Origin of the sequence: Imperialibacter sp. (assembly GCF_040222815.1) — a bacterium.
In the GTDB taxonomy this organism is placed as follows: domain Bacteria; phylum Bacteroidota; class Bacteroidia; order Cytophagales; family Cyclobacteriaceae; genus Imperialibacter.
On sequence record NZ_JAVKCH010000036.1, the window covers coordinates 24540 to 44332 of the forward strand.

Below are 19793 nucleotides of genomic sequence, written 5' to 3' on the forward strand. Positions count from 1 at the left end.
GGAGTTTGGGTCAGTCGGGTAGCTCCTCGCAAAAGTACCCTGCTGTTTGGATCATGGTTATTACCTCTGTTGGATGAAGTCCACCCGAAGCAATTCTTAACACATTGTCTACATCCATTTGATCCACATTCCACTCCATCACTCTATTGTCCGACTCCAAAAGCGGCATGATCTTGCTCACATCCTTTTTGTAGCGGATGTTGGTTTTGAAAACAAGAACCTCGTTGGTAACAGTAGAATTCATAGAAAAAAATTAGTCCTCTGAATGATAGACGATTGTTATTAATAATTACTTTAAATCAGTTTCATTTTATGGTTTAAGAGCTTTCAGCACCAGAGACAAAGTCATCTCCAGTTTTGATTCATCTAGAACGAACGGGCCTCTATTGCCCAATCCTTTTCCCGACAGATGAAATTTGATGAGTTGGTACAGGGGAGCAAAAGCAACCGACCAATAGACTTCAGCTGGCAGCGGAATCACTTCTTTTTTGGCGATGGCATTCGCCATAAAATGGCCCATCAGCCTTGGAAAGACTTTGTCCTGGCTGAAGAAAGCTTTGTAAGGCGGTGAATGCTTCACTTGCTCCAGAAACTGCCCACTCATTGGGTTTTCCAGCCAGTAGCGGCATCTGTTCTGCCACTGAATTCTCAGCCCTTCTTCAAAATGCATCTCAGGATCAAAACCATTGAAAGTGGCTTCTATCATTTTTGTGCCTTCTTCCTTACAAAGTTGAAGGATGAGGTCATCCCTGTCTTTGAAGTAGATATAGATTGTAGCCGGAGATACGCCCGCCTCTTTGGCCAACTTTTGCATGCTTAAACCCTCGAATCCCTGCTTAGCGACCATTTCAAGGGCTTTTTCCCGTATCAACTTTTCCTTTGTCTCGTCTCTTGTTCGCATACGTTACAAACATAAATGAATGTTCATTCATTTATAAAACGAAAAGAAAAATATTTTTTGCTATGAACCGGTTGAACTTCTCTGCTGTCTGATAACACGCATTTCTCTAAGGCTTGGTGTTTTTTTGCCTTAGCGGCATGTAAGGGAATATAGACTACTTCAATAGAAGTTTGAAACCGGCAGTTGGGTAACGCTGGAGTTTTAAAAGGTTGGGGTGGCTACGCCGCAATCAGGTGGTCTCTATACACCAGATACATGTTGTAAAAAACGAAGAACATCAGCAGTATAAGTGCTTCCCAGCGATCCAGGATTTTCTTCTCGCCGGTGAACATGGCAATAAACAAAATGACGGTGCCAGCCATGAAGGTGATCATGTCCACATTGAAAATGGTCGGGTAGGGAATTGGGTTGATCATTGAACTGATGGACAGCACAAAAAACATATTAAAGATGTTGGATCCAACAATGTTACCCACTGCCAGATCGCTTTTCTTTTGAGTAGCTGCCACTACTGAGGTAGCCAGCTCCGGCAGCGATGTTCCCGCAGCCATAATGGTGAGGCCGATGAGCTGTTCGCTTACCTGAAGGTACCTGGCGATGTCGATCGCATTGCTTACTACCAGCTTACCGCCAACGGTGAGCCCAAAAAGCCCCAGAAGCATAAAAAGAATGGTTTTAGGCATGGCAATCACCTTTGTTTCTTCATCGCTTTGGGAATCCTGGCTTTTCTTCATTGAGAAAAACACATAGCCCAAAAACAGTAGAAAAAAAGCGAACAAAATGATTCCTTCTACTACACTGATAATATTCTCCTCTCCCAGGTTCAAGAGCACATCATTGGCGAAAAACAAGATGAGCAAACCTCCAAAAAGAGAGTAGGGTATTTCCTTAAAAACCGTACTTTTTTGTACCGAGAGAGGATAAACCACACCCGCTATACCCAGGATAAAAAAAGTATTGAAGATGTTGCTGCCAACTACGTTACCCAACACCACGTCGGTGTGGCCTTCGTAAGAGGCGACTCCGTTGACCACCATTTCAGGAGCAGAGGTGCCAAAAGCGACTATAGTGAGTCCAATGGCCAGCTCCGGAACATTGTATCTTTTGGCTAGTGATGAGGCACCCGTTACCAGTAAATCAGCTCCTTTTATTAAGACAAAAAATCCGACAATGAGGAGGAAAAAACTCAGTATCATAGTTAGGTTCGATCAGTAAGCTTAGGAATGTCTAATTTTCAAAAGCAATGAAAAATAAACATTCTTTCTCTCTTCTCTCTTTTATGTGAAGAGAAAATCAGTTATACCCGAAAATATAATTTGCTAGACTGGAATCAAAATATCGTCCAGTCGTTCATCATCAATGGGTTTTACAATATAGTCCGTTACACCGTACATGCTTCTTGCACGGTCAATGTCGGAGTCTTGTATTGAACTTGAAACGATATAAAGTAGAATTTTCTTCTTTACAAGAGGCCTAAGTCGGGCATACTCGTTTAAAAAATCCCATCCATCCATGATGGGCATGTTCAGGTCAAGGAAGATGACGTCTGGCAGAGGGCCGCCGGTCTTCACTACCTCACCTAAATGCAGGATGGCGTCCTTCCCGTTCTTGAAAGTATTTACCTCAGCAGAAAGTTTACGCTTCAGGATTTTCTTTTTGACGGCATATTGATAAATATCGTCGTCGTCAACAACATAGATAATCTCTATTCTGCGGTTCATGATGTAAAGCTAGAGGCCATAGGACAACTTTTGGTAAGACATTCTCTATTCCCATCCATAGCTTTTTCGAAAATACGACCGGGATACTGGAGCCATCTCCATCGATCATGTACAATCTTAAGGAATTAGGGTTTTGAGTGTGGCTTATTTCGACGACCACCGCTATTTTGTAGAGGAAAAAGTGAGAGTCACGCCTTTACACCTTTTTCGCCTAAATAATATTCTAAAAAATCAATGATTAATGATAGTAGGCCAGTTTTTCTCTGCCGTTTTAAAAAATGTGTTTTCGTCTTTGTTCCAAAGTGTGAGTGTATTGGTGAAAAGCCTGTTATAGAAAAGCAACAGCTTACCCTGGTAGATTTTGTAGGTGAGCGGATCCACCTGTACCTTTTCGCCTGAAGTGCCTAATGCGTAGGCGCACCATCCACCATATGAAGGCTCGTATTTGGTTGGTGAATTGATAAACTCGGTGCGGTTGCTGGCCGAGCTAAACCAATAAGTAATTCCCTGGTAGGTATGTGACCATTTCGCTTCGCCTTTTTTTGGCTCAGGGCTTTTGAAGTAGCTCACGGGATCATAGCCAGATAGGGCGACACCATCTTTACTCAGGTTGTAATTGTTTTTTCTTTGTGTAACATCTTGAGCAATGCCAGTGTGAAAAACAAATAGGAGGAGAGTGAGTGTTAAGAGTTTCATCTTTTTTTGTATAGAAACTCAAACGTGTCTCTCTTTCTGGAGTTTGTTTCTGGTTCGCTTTAGTGTTTGGTTAGTCAGTCGGCAGACATTTTACCCCATGATTTCCACGGAAAAGTTAAACGTCTCTGACGCTCCACCATTCAAACGTCGAATGCCCTCTTTTTTTACCAAAAGCTGATTGTGGTTGACACTGTCAGCAATGCCGTTCCATGGCTCAAGACAAACGAATTCAGACGTGCCTGACTTAGACCAGATGCCAAAGTAGGGGGCGTCGAAATAGAAATTTAAGAAGGGCGCTTTTCCGGCTTTTGCCAATGATAATTTTTTCGATGCAAGCCCCTTAAAAACAAGCGCATCCTTGTTGAAAATGGAGTCGCTTATGACCAGCCTGTTTTGCTTAAGAGAAAGCTGCTCCGTTTTGCCAGAAAGCAGCCCTCCATCGATCAAGTGGACAACCACAGACTCTTCTTTTTCAAAAAGGATTTCGTAATCCGACCTTTTTGCTTCGGGATGGATAGGAATACGAAAGGCAGGATGGGCACCAACGGAATAGAGCAGGGGATCAGTGCCTGGGTTTTTTACAGAGTAGGAAATTTGGAGTGAGTTTCCTGAAAGCTCATACGTTACTAACAATGAAAAGCCGAAGGGATACACAAGCTTAAGCTTATCATTTGACGTCAGCTCGAAAACCAGCTTTGACGTGGTTGATTCTATCAGACTAAAAGGCTGGTCTCTTGCAAAACCATGCTGTGGTAAGTGGTATGTTTTCCCTTTGTACTCGTAGCTGTCGCCCTTGAGCTTGCCCACGATGGGAAATAGAATAGGGGCGTGCCGACCCCAGTCGGCTGGGTTAGCCTGCCAGATGTATTCTACACCATTGTTTACACCTTTTATGCTACAGAGTTCTGCACCAAGTGTTTTAACGCCAACCACGAGATCGGAGGAGGTGAGGCTATAGTCCATTGGTTCAGGCTTTCCAGTTAGCGGGATCAGTTCTCCAGGCTCCGAGCGACGCCACATGGGAGGCGTTGATATAGCCATTATCGCTGGCTACTTTAATCAGCGACTCATAGTCGCACAGGCAAGCCAGATTTACGTCGGCCTTGACGAAGTTTTGTTCCGCCTGTGGGAAACCATAGGTAAAAATGGCTGCCATGCCCAGCACTTGCGCTTTGACTCCTCTAAGGGCGTCTACGGCTTTCAGTGAGCTGCCGCCAGTCGATACTAAATCTTCTATAACAACTACCTTCTGGCCAGTTTCTATCCTTCCTTCAATGAGATTTTCCATGCCATGGTCTTTCGGCTTGGAGCGCACGTAGCAAAAGGGCAAGTCAAGGCTATCAGCCAAAAGTGCCCCTTGTGGAATACCTGCGGTGGCCACACCAGCAATGCCCCCGACGCCGGGAAATTCCTTCTTAATGAGACTAACTAGCTGCTCCTTCATGAAGCTTCTTGTTTCAGGGTAGGACAATGTCATTCTGTTGTCGCAGTAAATAGGCGACTTCCAACCAGAAGCCCAGGTAAATGGCTTGTCGGGGCTGAGCTTTACCGCCCCAATGCTGAGCAGGTGTTTGGCAGTTGCGGCGGCAACGGAAGGGTCTGCAATTTTAATGTTCATGCTTCAAAAGTAACCATACTCGATAAAATTGCCATTTCTGGTCTAAGTTAAATATTGACCCTTGTAGGAAATAGCTGAAAGGCACCTTGCAGTGTTGATTCAATGTGTCCGGGTTCGTAGATTTTTTTAATGAATTCGTAGAAAAAACTTTTTCATATTGGAGAGAATTTACATTATTGGCTCTTATAAGATCGCAACATGAAGATTTTCATCAACGATATTCCTGTCTCCATAAAAAAGCTCGATGAAGTGCAAAACTTCGAGCAATACAACCATATCGTTGACGGAAAACGAGACGGCATCGATACTAAAAAGCTGCAAGACGATGTGCTTGTGGTCAATGCTTCGAAGGAAGACATTGACAAGCTTCTTCAGTTGATGACAAAAAAGAAGTTGAAAGACCTCGATGCGGTTACATTTGCTGTAAGCAAGCGTAAGGCGACCATCAACCACCTTAAGGAAAAATTCAATATTGTTGAGGCTGCTGGTGGTGTGGTAGAAAAGGGAGATCAGATTTTACTCATTCACCGCCTTGGTAAATGGGATTTTCCAAAAGGGAAACTGGAGAAGAAGGAAACCCCTGAAATGGCTGCCGTGAGGGAGGTAGAAGAAGAGTGCAGAGTGAAGGTGCTTTTGGGTGAGAAGATTTGCGCTACCTACCACACTTATATCATGAACGAGAAGTACATCTTGAAAAAGACCCATTGGTACCGCATGGATCTTATAGATGATAGCCAAATGACTCCTCAAAAAGAGGAGAACATTGATGAGCTCAGGTGGATGGAAATAAGAGATGTAAGGGCCTCACTTTACAACTCCTACCGATCGATCAGGCACGTGGCCCGGGAATTCTACAAGGTAAAAAGAGAAGCTTACAACTCGTAGGGCAGAAATGCCTTTACATCGCCGCCATACTTATGAACTTCCCTGATAATGGTGGAACTAATAGGGGCGTACTTGGGGGAAGTAATCAAAAACATGGTTTCTATTTCGTCGTTCAGGTACCTGTTTACCTGAGAAATACTATTCTCATATTCAAAGTCCGTCGTATTTCGGAGTCCTCTGAGGAGTACTTTAGCGCCCAGTCTTTTGGCGAGGTCTGCTGTTAGCTCGTCGTAGGTCACTATTTTTACCTGCGGGTATTCTACAAAGGCACTTTCTATTTTGCTGAGCATAGTCTCAAGCGGGAAATACCTTTTTTTCTGACTATTATGGCCAATAGCGATGATTACCTCGTCGAACAGCTTCAGGCTCCTCACCACAATGTCGAAATGCCCCAGTGTGAAGGGGTCGAATGAACCAGGAAAGACAGCGGTTTTATTTGGCATACAAAAAGTCTCTGGCTAAAAGTTAGCCAAGATTAGTCGCAAAGAAAAATGTTGAACACGTCGAAGCCCTTGTGATCGGGAATCTCGTCAAACACAAAGCTGAAAGAGAGATAGGAAGGACGGCTTCCAAAAGAAATGTCACGGATATACTTTTTGAGCTCCTGAATATGTGGAGACTGTGGGGTTAAACCACCCCAGAATAGTACTTTACTCTTCTTTTGCGACAGCTTCATTTCCTTAAACACAAGCATGATGTATTTTAGGTAATCAGCAGTTTTTCTTACTGCGAACTGGTTGTAGTAGTGAAGCTTTTTGTCAGAAGTGATCACCACATGGAGGATGCCTTTGTCAACCAGACAAAACATTGATTTTTCGCCTGAGTGGTCGTTGTATTTGAGGATCCCCTCAATGAATGCGCTTCCCTGATGAACCACAATCACATCTTTTTGGCTATACAACTCCCTGATCCAATCTATCAGCTTCTTGTCAGCCGAAAATACATTAACAGCATCGGTGCCAATGTGCTTATAGAAATACACTTCTTCGTATCTGGGATTAAAAGGGGTGTTAAACGACAGGTAGTCCACAAGCCCCTCCTTTGAGAAGACCGGCTGAGGTACAAGGGCAAACTTGTGACTTTTAATCGAAAGCTTGATAGTACTCCAAAAGCCTGCCATGAGCAGGTGATGATTCTCGAAGAGGTCTTGAACGACTTGAAGACGGGCATTGACCGTCTTCACGTTTTCAAAAGCAAAGTCTTCATAAAGAAGACATCGATTGTCTCTGTTGTCGACTACACAAAACTGGAAGTCACGAATGCCAATCTGAAGACACAAGCCATAGTGATGAAGGTCATCGACATCGAACTTGGCGTCTTTGACTTTTTTTAAAAGCTTGTAGTTGGCTACGAGAGTCTCCAAAGGCAATTATTCCCAGTTTCCCGATGTAGTAATATTCGTTCTGGAACCGAAACGTAATGGTTTACGGTTAGTGATTTCGTTTGATTCTTTCCTTGCCGGATCAACGGGGGCAATGTCTCTTACTTCAACTACATCAACCATCACGCCTGCTTTGTCAATCTTGTCAGCCCACATATCGAACCTTTTTCCATCAGTTCCTGGTATAAGTGGAAGTGTGGCCAGGTCAAAATTAGGAAACTTGCTTGGGCTAAAAATCGAATCTCTCACCAATACTGTTCCTATTGTGTCAATTTCCACATAAATACTATCAGCACCATAGTCAAGGGGGATAATAATCTCCGTTTTGTTTGTGATGTAGAAACTACCGGTATCCACAAATGCAAGTAATTCATCCCAGTTGCCAGAATATTTCCCATTCACTTTCTGGAAAGCTACCTGAGCCTCACGGATCATCTTAAGCTTGTTAATAACTCTCGCCTCAGTTTTGGCAATTCTTTCAGTGGTATCAATATCAGTTTTGATACTGCTGAAAAGATAATATCCTAAAGCTAGAGCAATAACTAGAATTACAATGGATAGAATTTTGGTGGTATTCATCTTTTGACTATTTGAGTGCTTAAGTTATTAGTTTACGAAACTATATGATTTTAATAGAAAACGCTATTTTATTAATTCTTTTCAAATTTAAAAAATCCTGTTTTACGAAGTAGGTCTTCCTTGTTGTGAACACCCTTTAACATGTGATGGAGACTTTCCGGTGCAAAATCGTTCAGCTCCTTCAAAGATACAAAACGAACCTCATCTATTATCTGCTGTGAATCAGACATTTCGGGATCGACGCCTCTGCACAGGTCTCCGCCTGTGGGCTGAACTTCGAAGAATAGTTCTATTGTTTGCAGGGGCGCTCCAACATATTCATAGACAAAAAGAAATCTAGCCACGTTTACAGAAAGGCCAGTTTCCTCTTTGAATTCTCTGATGAGGTTGCTTTCCAGACTGGTGCCATATTGCACACCACCGCCAGGTGGCGCCCACAAAAAGCCAACCGAAGTAAGGCCCAGGTGCTTGACTAACAGCAGCTTGTCTGCACTGAAGCAAATGCCACACACCCTCGTTCTTACTTCGTGCCCATACCGGCGCTCTACTTCCTGACTAACATCCATCTTCAAATTTAGGGAAAATTCCACACGCACCTGCCGGGTTTTGTGTAAGCAACTCATTTCATTGTTTGATTTAAGCTGGCTATTGAGGAAATTCGGCTTTTACAGCTAACCACCCACTCATTTGCCCTTACCCTCCGAAGTACTCGAACGCCGGTTTCCATTTGCACCCACAAACGGACAAAGGGCCTTTATGGGTCTCCTGGATGAGCTGCTGAACGATGAAAAGCCGGGCCCGCAGATTCTGCTGCTGAGAGGCTATGCGGGAACGGGCAAGACTACCCTGGTAAGCCAGTTGGTAAATGTGCTACCACTTTTCAATCGAAAATATTCTCTGCTTGCGCCTACCGGCCGGGCCGCAAAAGTGATGAGCGGCTATGCTAAACGCTCAGCATTCACGATCCACAAAGTGATTTACAAACAAACCTCGGAGCCAGGTAGCCAAAACCTTAAATTCAGTCGACAGAAAAACTATCAAAAGGATACTATCTTCATCGTGGATGAAGCTTCCATGCTCTCCAATGAAAGCGACTTTGGGCAAAATGGGCTGCTGGCAGATCTCATGGAGTATGTTTTTGAAAAAGAGACTAACAGGCTTATTTTGGTAGGTGACGTGGCGCAGCTCCCACCCGTTGGTCAAATTGAGTCGCCGGCCATGAGTAGCGCTTACCTGCGCAGTCAATTTCACGTGGATGTGAAGGAAGTGGAGCTCACCGAAGTGCTTCGCCAGGAAAAGGCGTCCGGTATTCTGGAAAACGCTACCTCTCTTCGGGAGTTGATAAAAGCTGAGGATTATGCTCCGAAGTTCATTACCAGGCCGTTCAAAGACATTTTCAGGATGACCTCTGAAAAGCTGGAGGAGGGTTTGAGGTATGCGTATGACAAGTTCGGCCAGGAAAATACTATCATTATTTGTCGATCAAATAAGTCAGCAGTGATGTACAATCAATACATCAGGCGTCAAATCCACTTTATGGAAGACGAGATCAATGCCGGCGACATACTTTTGGCCACCAGAAACAATTATTTCTATTTCCCTGAAGATGCTCCAGGCGGATTTTTGGCCAATGGAGACTTCGTGGAAATCATGAAAATCATCAGTTTTCAGGAGGCGTATGGCTTTCGGTTTGCCGACCTGGAATTAAGGATGATCGACTATGATGCGGGCAAGTTTGAGGCGAAGGTTTTGCTGGAGTCGTTGCATGCGCCAACGCCCTCTATTGGCCCGGAGGATCATAAGAAATTGTACGAGGAGGTGCTGAAGGACTATGAGGACCTGGCCAACAAAAAAGAAAGGGCAGAGGCTTTGAAGAAGGATCCCTTCCTGAATGCGCTTCAGGTTAAGTTTGCCTACGCTCTTACTTGTCACAAGTCGCAGGGTGGGCAATGGAAGGCAGTGTTTGTCGATCAGGGGTACGTAAAGGACGATATGATAAACCAGGATTTTGTCAGGTGGTTGTATACGGCTGTCACACGGGCCACCGATGAAGTCTTTCTTGTTAACTTTGACGCTAAATTTTTTGGGGGCTAAGAACCATAAGCCTTTTTGAGGTGCCTGATGTGTGTTATTATAGTATCTTTTCGGTATATTAGTTAGCAATCAACCTGGGCCATTGTGTGAAAACTGATAACAAAGTCAGCCAAAGTCAGCTGAGAAATATATTGCCCTGGTGGACGTGGGTGGCTCCTCTTATTATCTTTTTTGCCGCAAGCTACCTGTCGTCGATATACAGAATTTCTTCTTCGGCTGCTCTGATTTACCTCCCCACTGCTATAGGAATAATACTTGTCAACTGGTGGGGGCCGGTCAGGGTGCTTCCCATGGTGTACATCAATGCGGTCATTTGCGGGTACTTGTGGGGCGTGGATCCCTGGTATTTCCGCCCCTTATTTGCGCTGCCTGAAACATCATTTGTCTTCCTTTCATGGTACCTCTTTTCTGTAAAGAACCATGGGAAGTATTGGATACCTGATACACACAACCTTAACCTGTTTTTGCTGTGGGGAATAATTATTCCCCTGTTCATTTCCTTCCTTTTTCTGAAGGTGTTATTCTATTTGACGTTCCATTTCCCGATTGTGATGTTTTCCAGCACTGCTGTACTTGGCTGGCTCAGGGAGTTTATGTGTAATTTTGGACTAACCCTGCCAATTTTATATTTTTTGACACCTGTGATGGGGCGGCATGGCCTGCTCGCTATTCATTTCGACTTCAACGACTACAGCCCTAAAATCCCTGGTAAGGATAGACTTCTGGTAATTGCTATCTACTTTTTAATCTTCATGATGTCATTTTTTGTCGGCCTGGATCAATACTGGTTTGTGTATGGTGTTTTTTCACTCTGGTTTGCTTTGCGTTTTGGGTTTGGCATGGCGGTGCTCACCAACTCCTTCATCTTTATACTTGCCTATATTATTCCGGTCGTCAGGGAGATCGAGGCGATGGGGGAGTACACGATTGATCCGGTTTTGATCAATATTTACCTCGGCACCAGTTTGCTTTACGTGTTTTCAGCGATAACTGGCAGAGTGATTGATGACATAAATTTCGCCAGGGAGCAAATCACCGATCAGGTTATTCGGCTGGAAAGGGCTAACAGTGAGCTGAAAACGACTAATAAGGAGCTGGATCACTTTGTTTACAGTGTTTCTCATGACCTCACGGCACCTCTTAAATCGATAAAAGGGCTGGTTAATCTCAGCACACTCACTCAGGATCAGGCGGAACATAGAACCTATTTCAATAAGATTGAGGACAGTGTCAGGAAACTCGAACAATTCATTGTGGAGGTGCTTGATTTTTCGCACGTTAAGCGAGTGGAGGCTAACTACCAACGCATAGACATGCAGGAACTCATTGCTGATATCATTGAAGACGTTCGCTATATGGATGGATTCGATGCTGTTGAGATTGACTTCTCGTCGCTTACCGTGGGTGAGATTATCAATGATAAAACAAGCGTTCGGGTGATTTTGGCCAACCTGATTGGAAATGCCATTGCGTATAGGAAAAAAAATGGGAACCATCCGGCTAAAATTACTATCACCTCCCGAAAGAAAGGCAGCGAGGTATCTATCATGGTGAGTGACAACGGTGAGGGAATAAAGCCAGAGATTCTAAAAAGAATTTTTGAGATGTTTTATCGAGGCACTACCAACTCAAAAGGATCGGGGCTTGGGCTTTATATCGCCAGCGAAGCGGCACAAAAGATCAAAGGGAAGATTACTGTTCAATCTGAATTTGGTATGGGTTCTGTTTTCACGCTTCACCTTCGAACCGTTCATAAGTAGTTGACCTTTCTAAGTTTCTTCTTTTTCTTATCTTTCCTAACAGCTTAAGCCAAGCTCGCAGCTAATATTTTTACAAACATGGAAAAGTCGAGAAGACAGTTTATAAAGGGTACAGCCTCGCTGGCAGCCCTCTCCGGTCTGGGAGGCAGTCATGCATTTGCTGAAGTAGGCCGTAGGGACCCGGAAGTGAAAGACGAACTGCAAATTTGCATGTCTTACTTCTACGGTATGCAACCTCAGAAACTGGCTTTACAGCGCCAAATGGGCGTGGATGGAGCGGTTTGCTCTGTGAGTCCCAGCATGGCTGGCGTGCCGGGCAAAAAGCCCTGGGACTACGAGACTATACAGGGGCTGAAAGACGTATTTGCCAAGGAAGGATTGGTGCTGCGGGTATTGGAAGGGCCACCAACGCTTGAGAAAGCAAAGTTGGGACTGCCGGGGCGAGACGAGGAGCTTGATAATTTTATCACATTCTTAAAAAGCAGTGCCAGGGCGGGCATCGATACTGTTTGTTATAACTGGATGCCCGTGATTAGCTGGCACCGGAGTCAGGTCGACAAGAGAGGTAGGGGAGATGCATTCGTTACCGCTTTTAACTACGAAGACGTAAAAGACCAGCCTCTTACGGAGTACGGTGAAGTGTCTGCGGAGAAAATGTGGAGTAACCTCGACTACTTCCTGAAGGCCATTATGCCGGAAGCTGAAAAAGCAGGTATTAAAATGGCCATGCACCCTGATGACCCGCCAATACCCAATATTCGGGGCATTGCCAGGATCATGACGTCGGTGGAGGCCTTCAAGCGCATGCTCGATATGCATTCAAGCCCAAGCAACGGGCTCACTTTCTGCCAGGGCACCTTTGCCACTATGGGGGAAGATATTCCGTCGGCCATCAGGTACTTTGGCAACAGAAACCGCATCTACTTTGTGCACTTCAGAGACATCATTGGCGACAAATGGAAATTTGAAGAAAGCTTCCATGATAATGGCAAAACTGACATGTACGAAGCCATGAAGGCATATTATGATATCGGCTTCAAGGGGCCTATCAGGCCGGATCATGTGCCGACGATGGAGGGAGAGGAAAACAATCACCCTGGTTATGGTATTCTTGGCAACCTTTATGCTATAGGGTATATGCGGGGGTTAATGGAGGCTGTGTCGAAGAGCAACTAAGTTTCTTTGCTCTGAGAAATTTATTTACTTTTGTTGAAGAGGGTGAATAAAAACGCTTCTCTGGTGTTAGTAAGGGAACTATTGGTTACCTACGCCGTTGTTTGTGTATTAAAAATGAGTTTTACAAAATATAATTGGATATGAGAAAGTTTGCTTGGTTAGTAGTTTTCATGCTGGCATCGGCAGTAGCTGTACAAGCGCAGGATGCGGCTGCAGAAAAGAAAGGTCCTGAAATTAAGTTTGAAGAGTCCACCCACGATTTTGGTGACATTACACAAGGCGACAAGGTGGAGTATGTATTTGCCTTTGCAAATAAGGGCACTGAGCCCCTAATTCTATCGAGGGTGCTCACAACATGTGGATGCACAGCCCCCAGCTGGCCAAAAGAGCCTATTGCTCCCGGGGAAAAAGGAGAAGTGAAGGTATCGTTCAATAGCACTGGAAAAATGGGAATGCAAAACAAGGTGATTACCATTATTTCTAACGCTACCAATAGCAGCGAAAGGATCAGCATTACCACAAATGTGTTGCCTAAGAAAGAAGCAGGCGAGTAAAAAAAGAAATTCTTTTTGAAAGGACGAGGCCAGCTCAAGTTTATTGGGCTGGCCTCTTTTTCTTTATGTCATTCGCTTCTGAGGGAGTTTACCGGGTTGGCACGTGCTGCTCTCCATGTTTGAAAGCTCATGGTAAGCCAGGCCACCGCTAACGATAGCAAACCGGCGATGAATATCGTAACCAGGCTGAGTTCGGTGCGGTAGGCAAAGTTGTCGAGCCATTTGCCGACAGCAAAGTAGGCAGTAGGCGCAGCTATGATGAAGGAAATGCCTATCAGCTTCACAAATTCCCTGGAGAGCAGGCTCATGATACTGGAAACACTGGCACCAAGCACCTTGCGTACCCCAATTTCTTTGTTGCGCTGCTCGGCTGTAAAAGCTGCCAGCCCAAATAACCCAAGGCAGGCAATAAATACGGCCAGCGAGGCAAACACCATAAAGATGGAGCCTATCCGCATTTCCGACTTGTGCACTTCCTCAAACTGCCGGTCGATGAAATTGTAGCTAAAAGGCTGCCCGGGGCCAAACTGCTCCCAGGTGCTCTTCAGGGTGGTGATCGTTTGGTCAATATTGTCACCAGCCACTTTGAAGGTAATATATCCCCTGCTGCTCTCAAGTTTCATCATCAAGGGATAAATGCTTTCCCTTAGGGAGGCATAGTGGAAATCCCCCATAACTCCAATGATTTTGTAGGAAACAACGCTGGTGCCATCTTCGTCATCACCCTGAGTGGAAATGAATTCTCCAATAGGATTTTCAAACCCAAACTGACTTACAAAAGCCTCGTTAACTACTATAGCAGAAGAGTCACTTGGAAACTCCCGTGAGAAGTTCCTTCCCGCCTTTATTTCAATGCCAAACGTGGGTACATAGTCCTGGTCGACCCGCCAGTCGTTCACTATGTGAGAGTCGTTTTGAGGGTTTTTTCCTTTAAAGTAGAGGTTATTGTTGGTGTTTCCATTCACAGGCAGAAAGCTGCTGACTGTGCCACTGACTATAGACGAATTTTGCAAAACTTCCTTTTTGAAGGCATTGAGGTTGTCTTTCAAAAGCCATGGGTCGTTGATAATGATCAGGTGGTCTTTCTGGTAGCCCAGCTTTTTGCTGCGTATGAAATTCAATTGATCGTAAATAACCATGGTGCCCACTATCATGATAATGGAGAGCGTGAACTGGAAGACAACAAGAAAACTACGAATGGCCCCACTCTTCATGCCGAGGTTGAGCTTGCCTTTAAGCACCTCTACAGGCTTGAAGCCAGAAAGGTAGAAGGCCGGGTAGCTGCCTGCCAACAAGCCTACGGCAATGATCAACCCTAAAATGGTGATAATAAACCCTGGTGTAAGCAAGGCGCTTATTGCCAATTGCTTTTCGGCCAATGTATTGAATGAGGGCAGGAGAAGAAAGCATAAACCGTAGGCCAGCATAAACGAAAGGAAGCTGAGAATAAGCGCTTCCGCCAGAAACTGGCGAATGATGAGTGGCCGCTGGGCACCCAACACTTTTCGGACACCAACTTCCTTGGCCCGGTTTGCGGAGCGAGCCGTTGACAGGTTCATGAAATTGATGCAGGCGATAACCAGAATGAAGAAAGCAATGACCGAAAACAGGTACACGTACGTAATGTCGCTATTCGCTTCGAGCTCACCGAGCTTGTTGGAGGTGAGGTGAATATCCTTTGCAGGATATAAGGTATAGCCCAATCGTCCCCCTGCTTCGAGAAACTCTTCCATGCTCTGGCCCATGTGTTTCCGGACTTCCGGGCCCATGTATTTGGCGACCATGTCTGGAAATTTGGCCTCGAGTGCCTCGGCTGAGGCACCTTGCTTCAGCTTAAGGTAGGTAACAAAGTTGAAGCCGCCAATCCACGCTGTTTGACGGGCCTCGCTGGTGCTCATAATGGAAAGCAGCACATCGGCGTGGAAGTGCTGATTATGGGGCATGTCCTCAAACACAGCAGTTACTTCAAACTTATCCCACCCCTGTAGTTCAACAGTTTTGCCTACTGCTGGCTCGGCACCGAAATACTTCTTTGCTGTAGTCGCATTAAGAGCTATTTTTTTAGGGCCAGCCAGTGCAGTGGATGCATCCCCTTCCAGCAGCGGAATTTGAAAGAAATTGAAAATATTGGAGTCTGCCAGCAAGAGACGCTGCTCATTGAAAATCTGGATCTGCCCCTCGGGCTTGATCAGTTCATTGCCTCTTTCTCTCACCCTCACGGCGGCTTCCACCTCCGGATAGTCGTTAAGTATGGCCGGGGCTGCGGGTACACTCGACAGCGAAGTGACGAAGGCATTACCTCCCACAGTGCCCGTAAAGTCGAGTCGATGGAGCCTTTCTATAGCGGGTAGGTGTTTGTCGTAGCTCAGCTCATCCTGCACGTAGAGCGTGATCATCAAAAAACATGTGATGCCGATGGATAGCCCTAGAATGTTGATGAAGGAGTAGAATTTGTGCTTCAGAATGCTTCTGAAGGTTACATTGAAAAAGTTTTTAAGCATAGTAAGTTAGTTTTGACCTCGCTGGTTAGATGCGCCAAACTGCCTTCAGGTTGCGTTGGAGTGGTAATTTTTTTAATTGATATGAAGTCGGCTTTGTGTAGCCGGGCCCAGGGTAGCAATGCCGCATCGAGCAAGCCCCAGCCTCCAGCTCTACTTGTTTTTACGTTTGGTGAATGAATAGCAAGCGGGATTGCTTTCAAAAATTACATAGCAGTGAATGATATTCCTTTCTTATTATCAAAAAAGCTGAAGAAGTTGTATTTTTTGGATTAATCCATGGATCATCACAAACCTCTGTCAGCTGGAATGAGTGAATTGGAAGATTTAAGAAAGCAATTGGAGAGAGAAGTAGCTTTGCGGAAGCAGGCTGAGGCTGTGCTTGTGTCGAGAACTACGGAACTTGATAGTGCCAACAAAGAGCTGATAGCGCTGAACGAGAGCCTGGAGGTGAAGATAGAGGAGAGAACCAAACAGGCAGAGGAAAGTGAGCTGAGGTATCGGCAAATTATTGATTCAGCCAGCGACTTTATATACGAAACAACAGGAAAAGGTATCATCACCCTGGTGAACCCGGTGGCTGTCAGTAGTTTAGGTTTTAAGGATAAATCGGAAATTATCGGTCGGAAGTTTGTCGACTTTGTGCCCGAAAAATACAAAAAACAAGTATTGTTTTTCTACCAGCAGCAAAGAATTGAGAAGGAGAAACGCAGTTTCAGTGTGGTGCCAGTTGTCGGCATTAATGGCCAATGGATTTGGATAGAACAAAATGTACAGTATTTCTACAATCCTTCTGGCAAGCTTCTCAAGGTAAGTGCCGTTGGAAGGGATGTCACGAAGCGAATAGACTCGGAGCAGGAATTGCTGAAGGCAAGTTTAAGGCTTACCTCGTTAATTGGCAGCCTCAATGCAGGCATTTTGGTGGAAGATGAGCACCGCAAAATTGTGCTGGTGAATGAGAAATTTTGCTCCATTTTCAATATTTCTGCAGTGCCCAATGATCTGATTGGTGCCGACTGCAATAATTCTGCAGAACAGACTAAACATTTGTTTGCCAATCCCGCTGCTTTTACCAAACGCATAGAACAACTGCTGAGTAAGCAACAGCCAGTGAGCCGGGAAGAGCTGCTGATGAGTGACGGCACTGTGCTACTCCGGGACTACATCCCTATTTTTGAGGACGAAACCTACCTGGGCCACTTGTGGCACTATTTGGATATTACAGAAGAGAAAAACCAGGAGAAGCGATTAAAGCTCAGCGAAGAAAAGTACAGAGGCCTCATTGAAAACATGGAGCTGGGCTTGCTTGAAGTAGACAGAGTTGGGCGAATAGTAAAAGCGTACCACAGATTCTGTGAAATGACTGGCTACACTTCGGCGGAGCTCGTCGGCAAGAAAGCCAATGACCTGCTTGTTCCTCCTGAGTCTTTGGCCACTATCGAAAAGCAAGATGCAGAAAGGCTTGAGGGTAAGGCTAATATTTACGAGATAGAAATACTGAATAAAAGTGGAGAGAGAATATGGGTGCTGATCAGCGGAGCCCCGTTTTACGACGAAAAGGGCGTTATTCAGGGATCACTGGGCATTCATTACGACATCACTGATAGGAAGAGACTTGAGGAAGAGCTTCGGATTGCTCGCAACAAAGCAGAAAAGGCCATGCTGGCAGAAAAGCAGTTTTTGGCCAATATGAGCCACGAAATCCGTAACCCAATCAATGCGATCGTTGGGATGTCGAACCTGTTGGGAGATACGATGCTGGATCAGCAGCAAAGCGACTACCTCAAAACAATCAAATTTTCGACCGAAATACTGCTCGGGTTGATTTCCGGTATCCTTGACCTGTCTAAAATAGAAGCGGGGCTGTATGAGTTGGCCGAGGAGCCTGTTAACATCCGGGAGGTGGCAGAATCGGTCATGAAGACATTTGAGCTGAAGGCGGGTAAGGGCGATATCAATTTCTTCACCGACATATCGCCTGATGTTCCCGAAACTCTTTTGGCCGACCCTACCGCCCTGAATCAGATTTTCATCAACCTGGTGGGTAATGCTGCCAAGTTCACTGAAAAAGGCTTCATCGTTATTGCCGCTAAGGTGTTGGAAAAGAAGGAATACTTGGCCAAAGTGGAGTTTTCGGTGTGGGACACTGGCATAGGCATATCGGCCGACAAGCAAGCGATGGTTTTTGAGTCATTTAAACAGGCCGACAAGGAAACCAAGCTTAAGTATGGTGGCACTGGCCTTGGCCTTTCAATAGTGAAGCACCTGGTGGAAATGATGGGTGGCACCATACAGCTCGAAAGCGAAGAAGGCCAGGGAACCACTTTTCGGGTGATTCTTGAGTTAAGGGTGGGCAAAGCCGGGCTAGCCGAGGAACCAAACCATGATAGTAGTTCTCCTCCCGACCTTAGCAGGGTGCTGATAGTGGAAGACAATGAAATGAATCAGCAATACCTTTCGGGGTTGTTTTTTAAATGGGAAATTCCCTGTGATATAGCTAATAATGGGGTTGAAGCACTCGAATTCGTTGAAAATTATGTTTATAATTATATTTTAATGGATATTCGGATGCCTAAAATGGATGGTTATGAAACAACCATACGGATTAGGAGCATGGAAAATAATCCAAATTGCACAGTTCCGATTATTGCGTTGACTGCTTCAGCTTTGGTAGATGAGCGCAACCGAGCCCTCGAAGTAGGTATGAACTACCATTTGACTAAACCGTTTACTCCTGAGCAATTGCTCAAGGCCCTAAAGGATCAGAAAATGCAGGAGAAAGAGAAAAAAATGGCCGATTTTGAATTTTCAGCCTCTTTGGATAGAGAGCATCTTTACATGATGTATGAGGACGATGTAGAGAGGGCTTCCATCATTTTTCAGATTTTTGTTGATGGTATTGCCAGCGAAATTGAGCTTTTGAAACAGCTGGAAAAAGAAGGAAATGAAGCGGAATTTATTCGAAAAGTGCACAAAATATCTCCCAACTTTGCCATGGTTGGGCTGACCGGAGTCTCAGAGCTTCTTGTTGAAATAGAAACCGAGGGAAAAGCATCAGGAATGACTGATTTACTCAAACAGAAGTTCGCAAAATTTATTGGGGATATTGATCCTAAGTTGCAAATTGTACAAAACGAGTTGGCCAGGATCAAAAATCACTTAATACAATGAGGTGTCTGATAGTTGACGATGATGAAATGGCGAGAAAGTCGCTGGAGCTCATGTGCGATAAGATTGAAGACCTTACCGTGGTGGGGATGTGTGTTAATGGCTTGGAGGCACTCAATTTTTTGAATAAGGAAGAAGTCGATTTGATTCTGCTTGACATTGAAATGCCCGAACTGAACGGCATGGAGCTGGTTCGAATGAAGCCTGACATTCCGCAGGTGATTTTCACCACCACCCTCAAAGAATACGCTCTGGAAGCATTTGAATATAAGGTGACCGATTACCTTCACAAGCCCATTGTTTTGAGCAGGCTTTTAAAGGCAATCGATAAGGCAAGAGAGGTGCATGGTAAAAAGACATCTAAAGAGATCAACGAACTTTATGTAAAAGTAGATGGGAGGCATGTAAGACTTAGCCTGGATGATATTTTGTACATCGAATCTATTGGTGACTATGTCGTTTTTCACACCGAGAAAAAAGAAAAATTCATTGTTCATTCCACTTTAAAAAACATTGATGCTAAAATTGACAACAGTAAGTTTTTGAAAGTGCACAGGTCTTATATAGTGAACCTCTCCAAGATTGTGGATATTGAAGAAACTAACCTCGTGATTAAAGACAAAGTAATACCGATCAGCAGGGCACATAAGCCTGTTTTGATGAACCATATCAAAACTCTCTGATTCCCTCTTCCACCGATTCAATCCAAAAATCGACAGTTCGTCCCCAACTATCGAATACTTAGGCCCCAACCACTGGTCA

General features: G+C 44.8%; 19 protein-coding genes. 7 read left to right on the forward strand and 12 right to left on the reverse strand.

Going from position 1 to position 19793, the window contains the following annotated elements; all coding sequences use genetic code 11:
- Positions 1-10: 10 nt before the first annotated feature.
- The 7 genes from RIF36_RS17320 to pyrE all read right to left on the reverse strand — a co-directional run bounded on the left by RIF36_RS17320 (position 11) and on the right by pyrE (position 4936).
- Positions 11-244, reverse strand: coding sequence for a hypothetical protein (locus RIF36_RS17320; RefSeq protein WP_152000992.1), 234 nt, complete (start codon positions 242-244; stop codon positions 11-13).
- 66 nt (positions 245-310) lie between these two features.
- Positions 311-901 (reverse strand): TetR/AcrR family transcriptional regulator, encoded by a 591-nt coding sequence (locus RIF36_RS17325; protein ID WP_350123296.1) that lies wholly within the window; start codon positions 899-901, stop codon positions 311-313.
- A gap of 218 nt (positions 902-1119) precedes the next feature.
- Positions 1120-2097 (reverse strand): calcium/sodium antiporter, encoded by a 978-nt coding sequence (locus RIF36_RS17330; RefSeq protein WP_350075539.1) that lies wholly within the window; start codon positions 2095-2097, stop codon positions 1120-1122.
- A gap of 123 nt (positions 2098-2220) precedes the next feature.
- Positions 2221-2622, reverse strand: coding sequence for a response regulator (locus RIF36_RS17335; protein ID WP_152000997.1), 402 nt, complete (start codon positions 2620-2622; stop codon positions 2221-2223).
- 231 nt (positions 2623-2853) lie between these two features.
- Positions 2854-3318 carry a YHS domain-containing (seleno)protein gene (locus RIF36_RS17340; RefSeq protein WP_350123293.1) on the reverse strand — a complete coding sequence of 155 codons (465 nt, stop codon included), beginning with the start codon at positions 3316-3318 and terminating at the stop codon, positions 2854-2856.
- A gap of 90 nt (positions 3319-3408) precedes the next feature.
- The gene (locus RIF36_RS17345; protein WP_350149453.1) at positions 3409-4359 is read right to left on the reverse strand and encodes an aldose 1-epimerase family protein; all 951 of its coding nucleotides are present in this window, start codon (positions 4357-4359) and stop codon (positions 3409-3411) included.
- The gene (pyrE, locus tag RIF36_RS17350) at positions 4286-4936 is read right to left on the reverse strand and encodes an orotate phosphoribosyltransferase (RefSeq protein ID WP_350123287.1); all 651 of its coding nucleotides are present in this window, start codon (positions 4934-4936) and stop codon (positions 4286-4288) included. The genes RIF36_RS17345 and pyrE overlap by 74 nt, the downstream gene beginning before the upstream one ends.
- A 198-nt stretch (positions 4937-5134) precedes the next feature.
- Here pyrE and RIF36_RS17355 point away from each other — a divergent pair, with 198 nt between their 5' ends.
- The gene (locus tag RIF36_RS17355) at positions 5135-5821 is read left to right on the forward strand and encodes an NUDIX hydrolase (protein WP_350093696.1); all 687 of its coding nucleotides are present in this window, start codon (positions 5135-5137) and stop codon (positions 5819-5821) included.
- Here the strand turns inward: RIF36_RS17355 and coaD are convergent.
- The 4 genes from coaD to RIF36_RS17375 form a co-directional block, all read right to left on the reverse strand.
- Complete coding sequence (gene coaD, locus RIF36_RS17360) at positions 5809-6264, reverse strand: pantetheine-phosphate adenylyltransferase (protein ID WP_350093693.1); 456 nt, start codon at positions 6262-6264, stop codon at positions 5809-5811. The genes RIF36_RS17355 and coaD overlap by 13 nt on opposite strands.
- Before the next feature lie 32 nt (positions 6265-6296).
- A complete protein-coding gene (locus RIF36_RS17365; RefSeq protein WP_350123283.1) occupies positions 6297-7184 on the reverse strand; it encodes a DUF3822 family protein in 888 nt (295 codons plus the stop codon).
- 6 nt (positions 7185-7190) lie between these two features.
- On the reverse strand, positions 7191-7781 hold the full coding sequence (locus tag RIF36_RS17370; protein WP_350093691.1) for a hypothetical protein: 591 nt from the start codon (positions 7779-7781) through the stop codon (positions 7191-7193).
- Positions 7782-7852: 71 nt separating this feature from the next.
- Positions 7853-8404 carry an NUDIX domain-containing protein gene (locus tag RIF36_RS17375; protein WP_350149455.1) on the reverse strand — a complete coding sequence of 184 codons (552 nt, stop codon included), beginning with the start codon at positions 8402-8404 and terminating at the stop codon, positions 7853-7855.
- A gap of 64 nt (positions 8405-8468) precedes the next feature.
- Between RIF36_RS17375 and RIF36_RS17380 the strand changes: the two genes are divergently transcribed.
- The 4 genes from RIF36_RS17380 to RIF36_RS17395 all read left to right on the forward strand — a co-directional run bounded on the left by RIF36_RS17380 (position 8469) and on the right by RIF36_RS17395 (position 13365).
- Positions 8469-9875, forward strand: a complete 1407-nt coding sequence (locus RIF36_RS17380) for an ATP-dependent DNA helicase (protein ID WP_350093686.1) — start codon at positions 8469-8471, stop codon at positions 9873-9875.
- Between the two features lie 86 nt (positions 9876-9961).
- Positions 9962-11635, forward strand: coding sequence for an ATP-binding protein (locus tag RIF36_RS17385; protein WP_350123277.1), 1674 nt, complete (start codon positions 9962-9964; stop codon positions 11633-11635).
- 78 nt (positions 11636-11713) lie between these two features.
- Positions 11714-12811, forward strand: coding sequence for a mannonate dehydratase (locus tag RIF36_RS17390; RefSeq protein ID WP_350123274.1), 1098 nt, complete (start codon positions 11714-11716; stop codon positions 12809-12811).
- A 140-nt stretch (positions 12812-12951) separates the two neighbouring features.
- Positions 12952-13365, forward strand: coding sequence for a DUF1573 domain-containing protein (locus RIF36_RS17395; protein WP_350075517.1), 414 nt, complete (start codon positions 12952-12954; stop codon positions 13363-13365).
- Between the two features lie 68 nt (positions 13366-13433).
- Here RIF36_RS17395 and RIF36_RS17400 read toward each other — a convergent pair whose 3' ends face one another.
- On the reverse strand, positions 13434-15866 hold the full coding sequence (locus tag RIF36_RS17400) for an ABC transporter permease (protein WP_350123271.1): 2433 nt from the start codon (positions 15864-15866) through the stop codon (positions 13434-13436).
- 306 nt (positions 15867-16172) lie between these two features.
- Between RIF36_RS17400 and RIF36_RS17405 the strand changes: the two genes are divergently transcribed.
- Both RIF36_RS17405 and RIF36_RS17410 read left to right on the forward strand, forming a co-directional pair.
- Positions 16173-19034, forward strand: coding sequence for a PAS domain S-box protein (locus RIF36_RS17405; RefSeq protein WP_350123268.1), 2862 nt, complete (start codon positions 16173-16175; stop codon positions 19032-19034).
- The gene (locus tag RIF36_RS17410) at positions 19031-19714 is read left to right on the forward strand and encodes a LytR/AlgR family response regulator transcription factor (RefSeq protein WP_350075511.1); all 684 of its coding nucleotides are present in this window, start codon (positions 19031-19033) and stop codon (positions 19712-19714) included. Before RIF36_RS17405 ends, RIF36_RS17410 begins: the two co-directional genes overlap by 4 nt.
- Positions 19715-19793 lie beyond the last annotated feature (79 nt).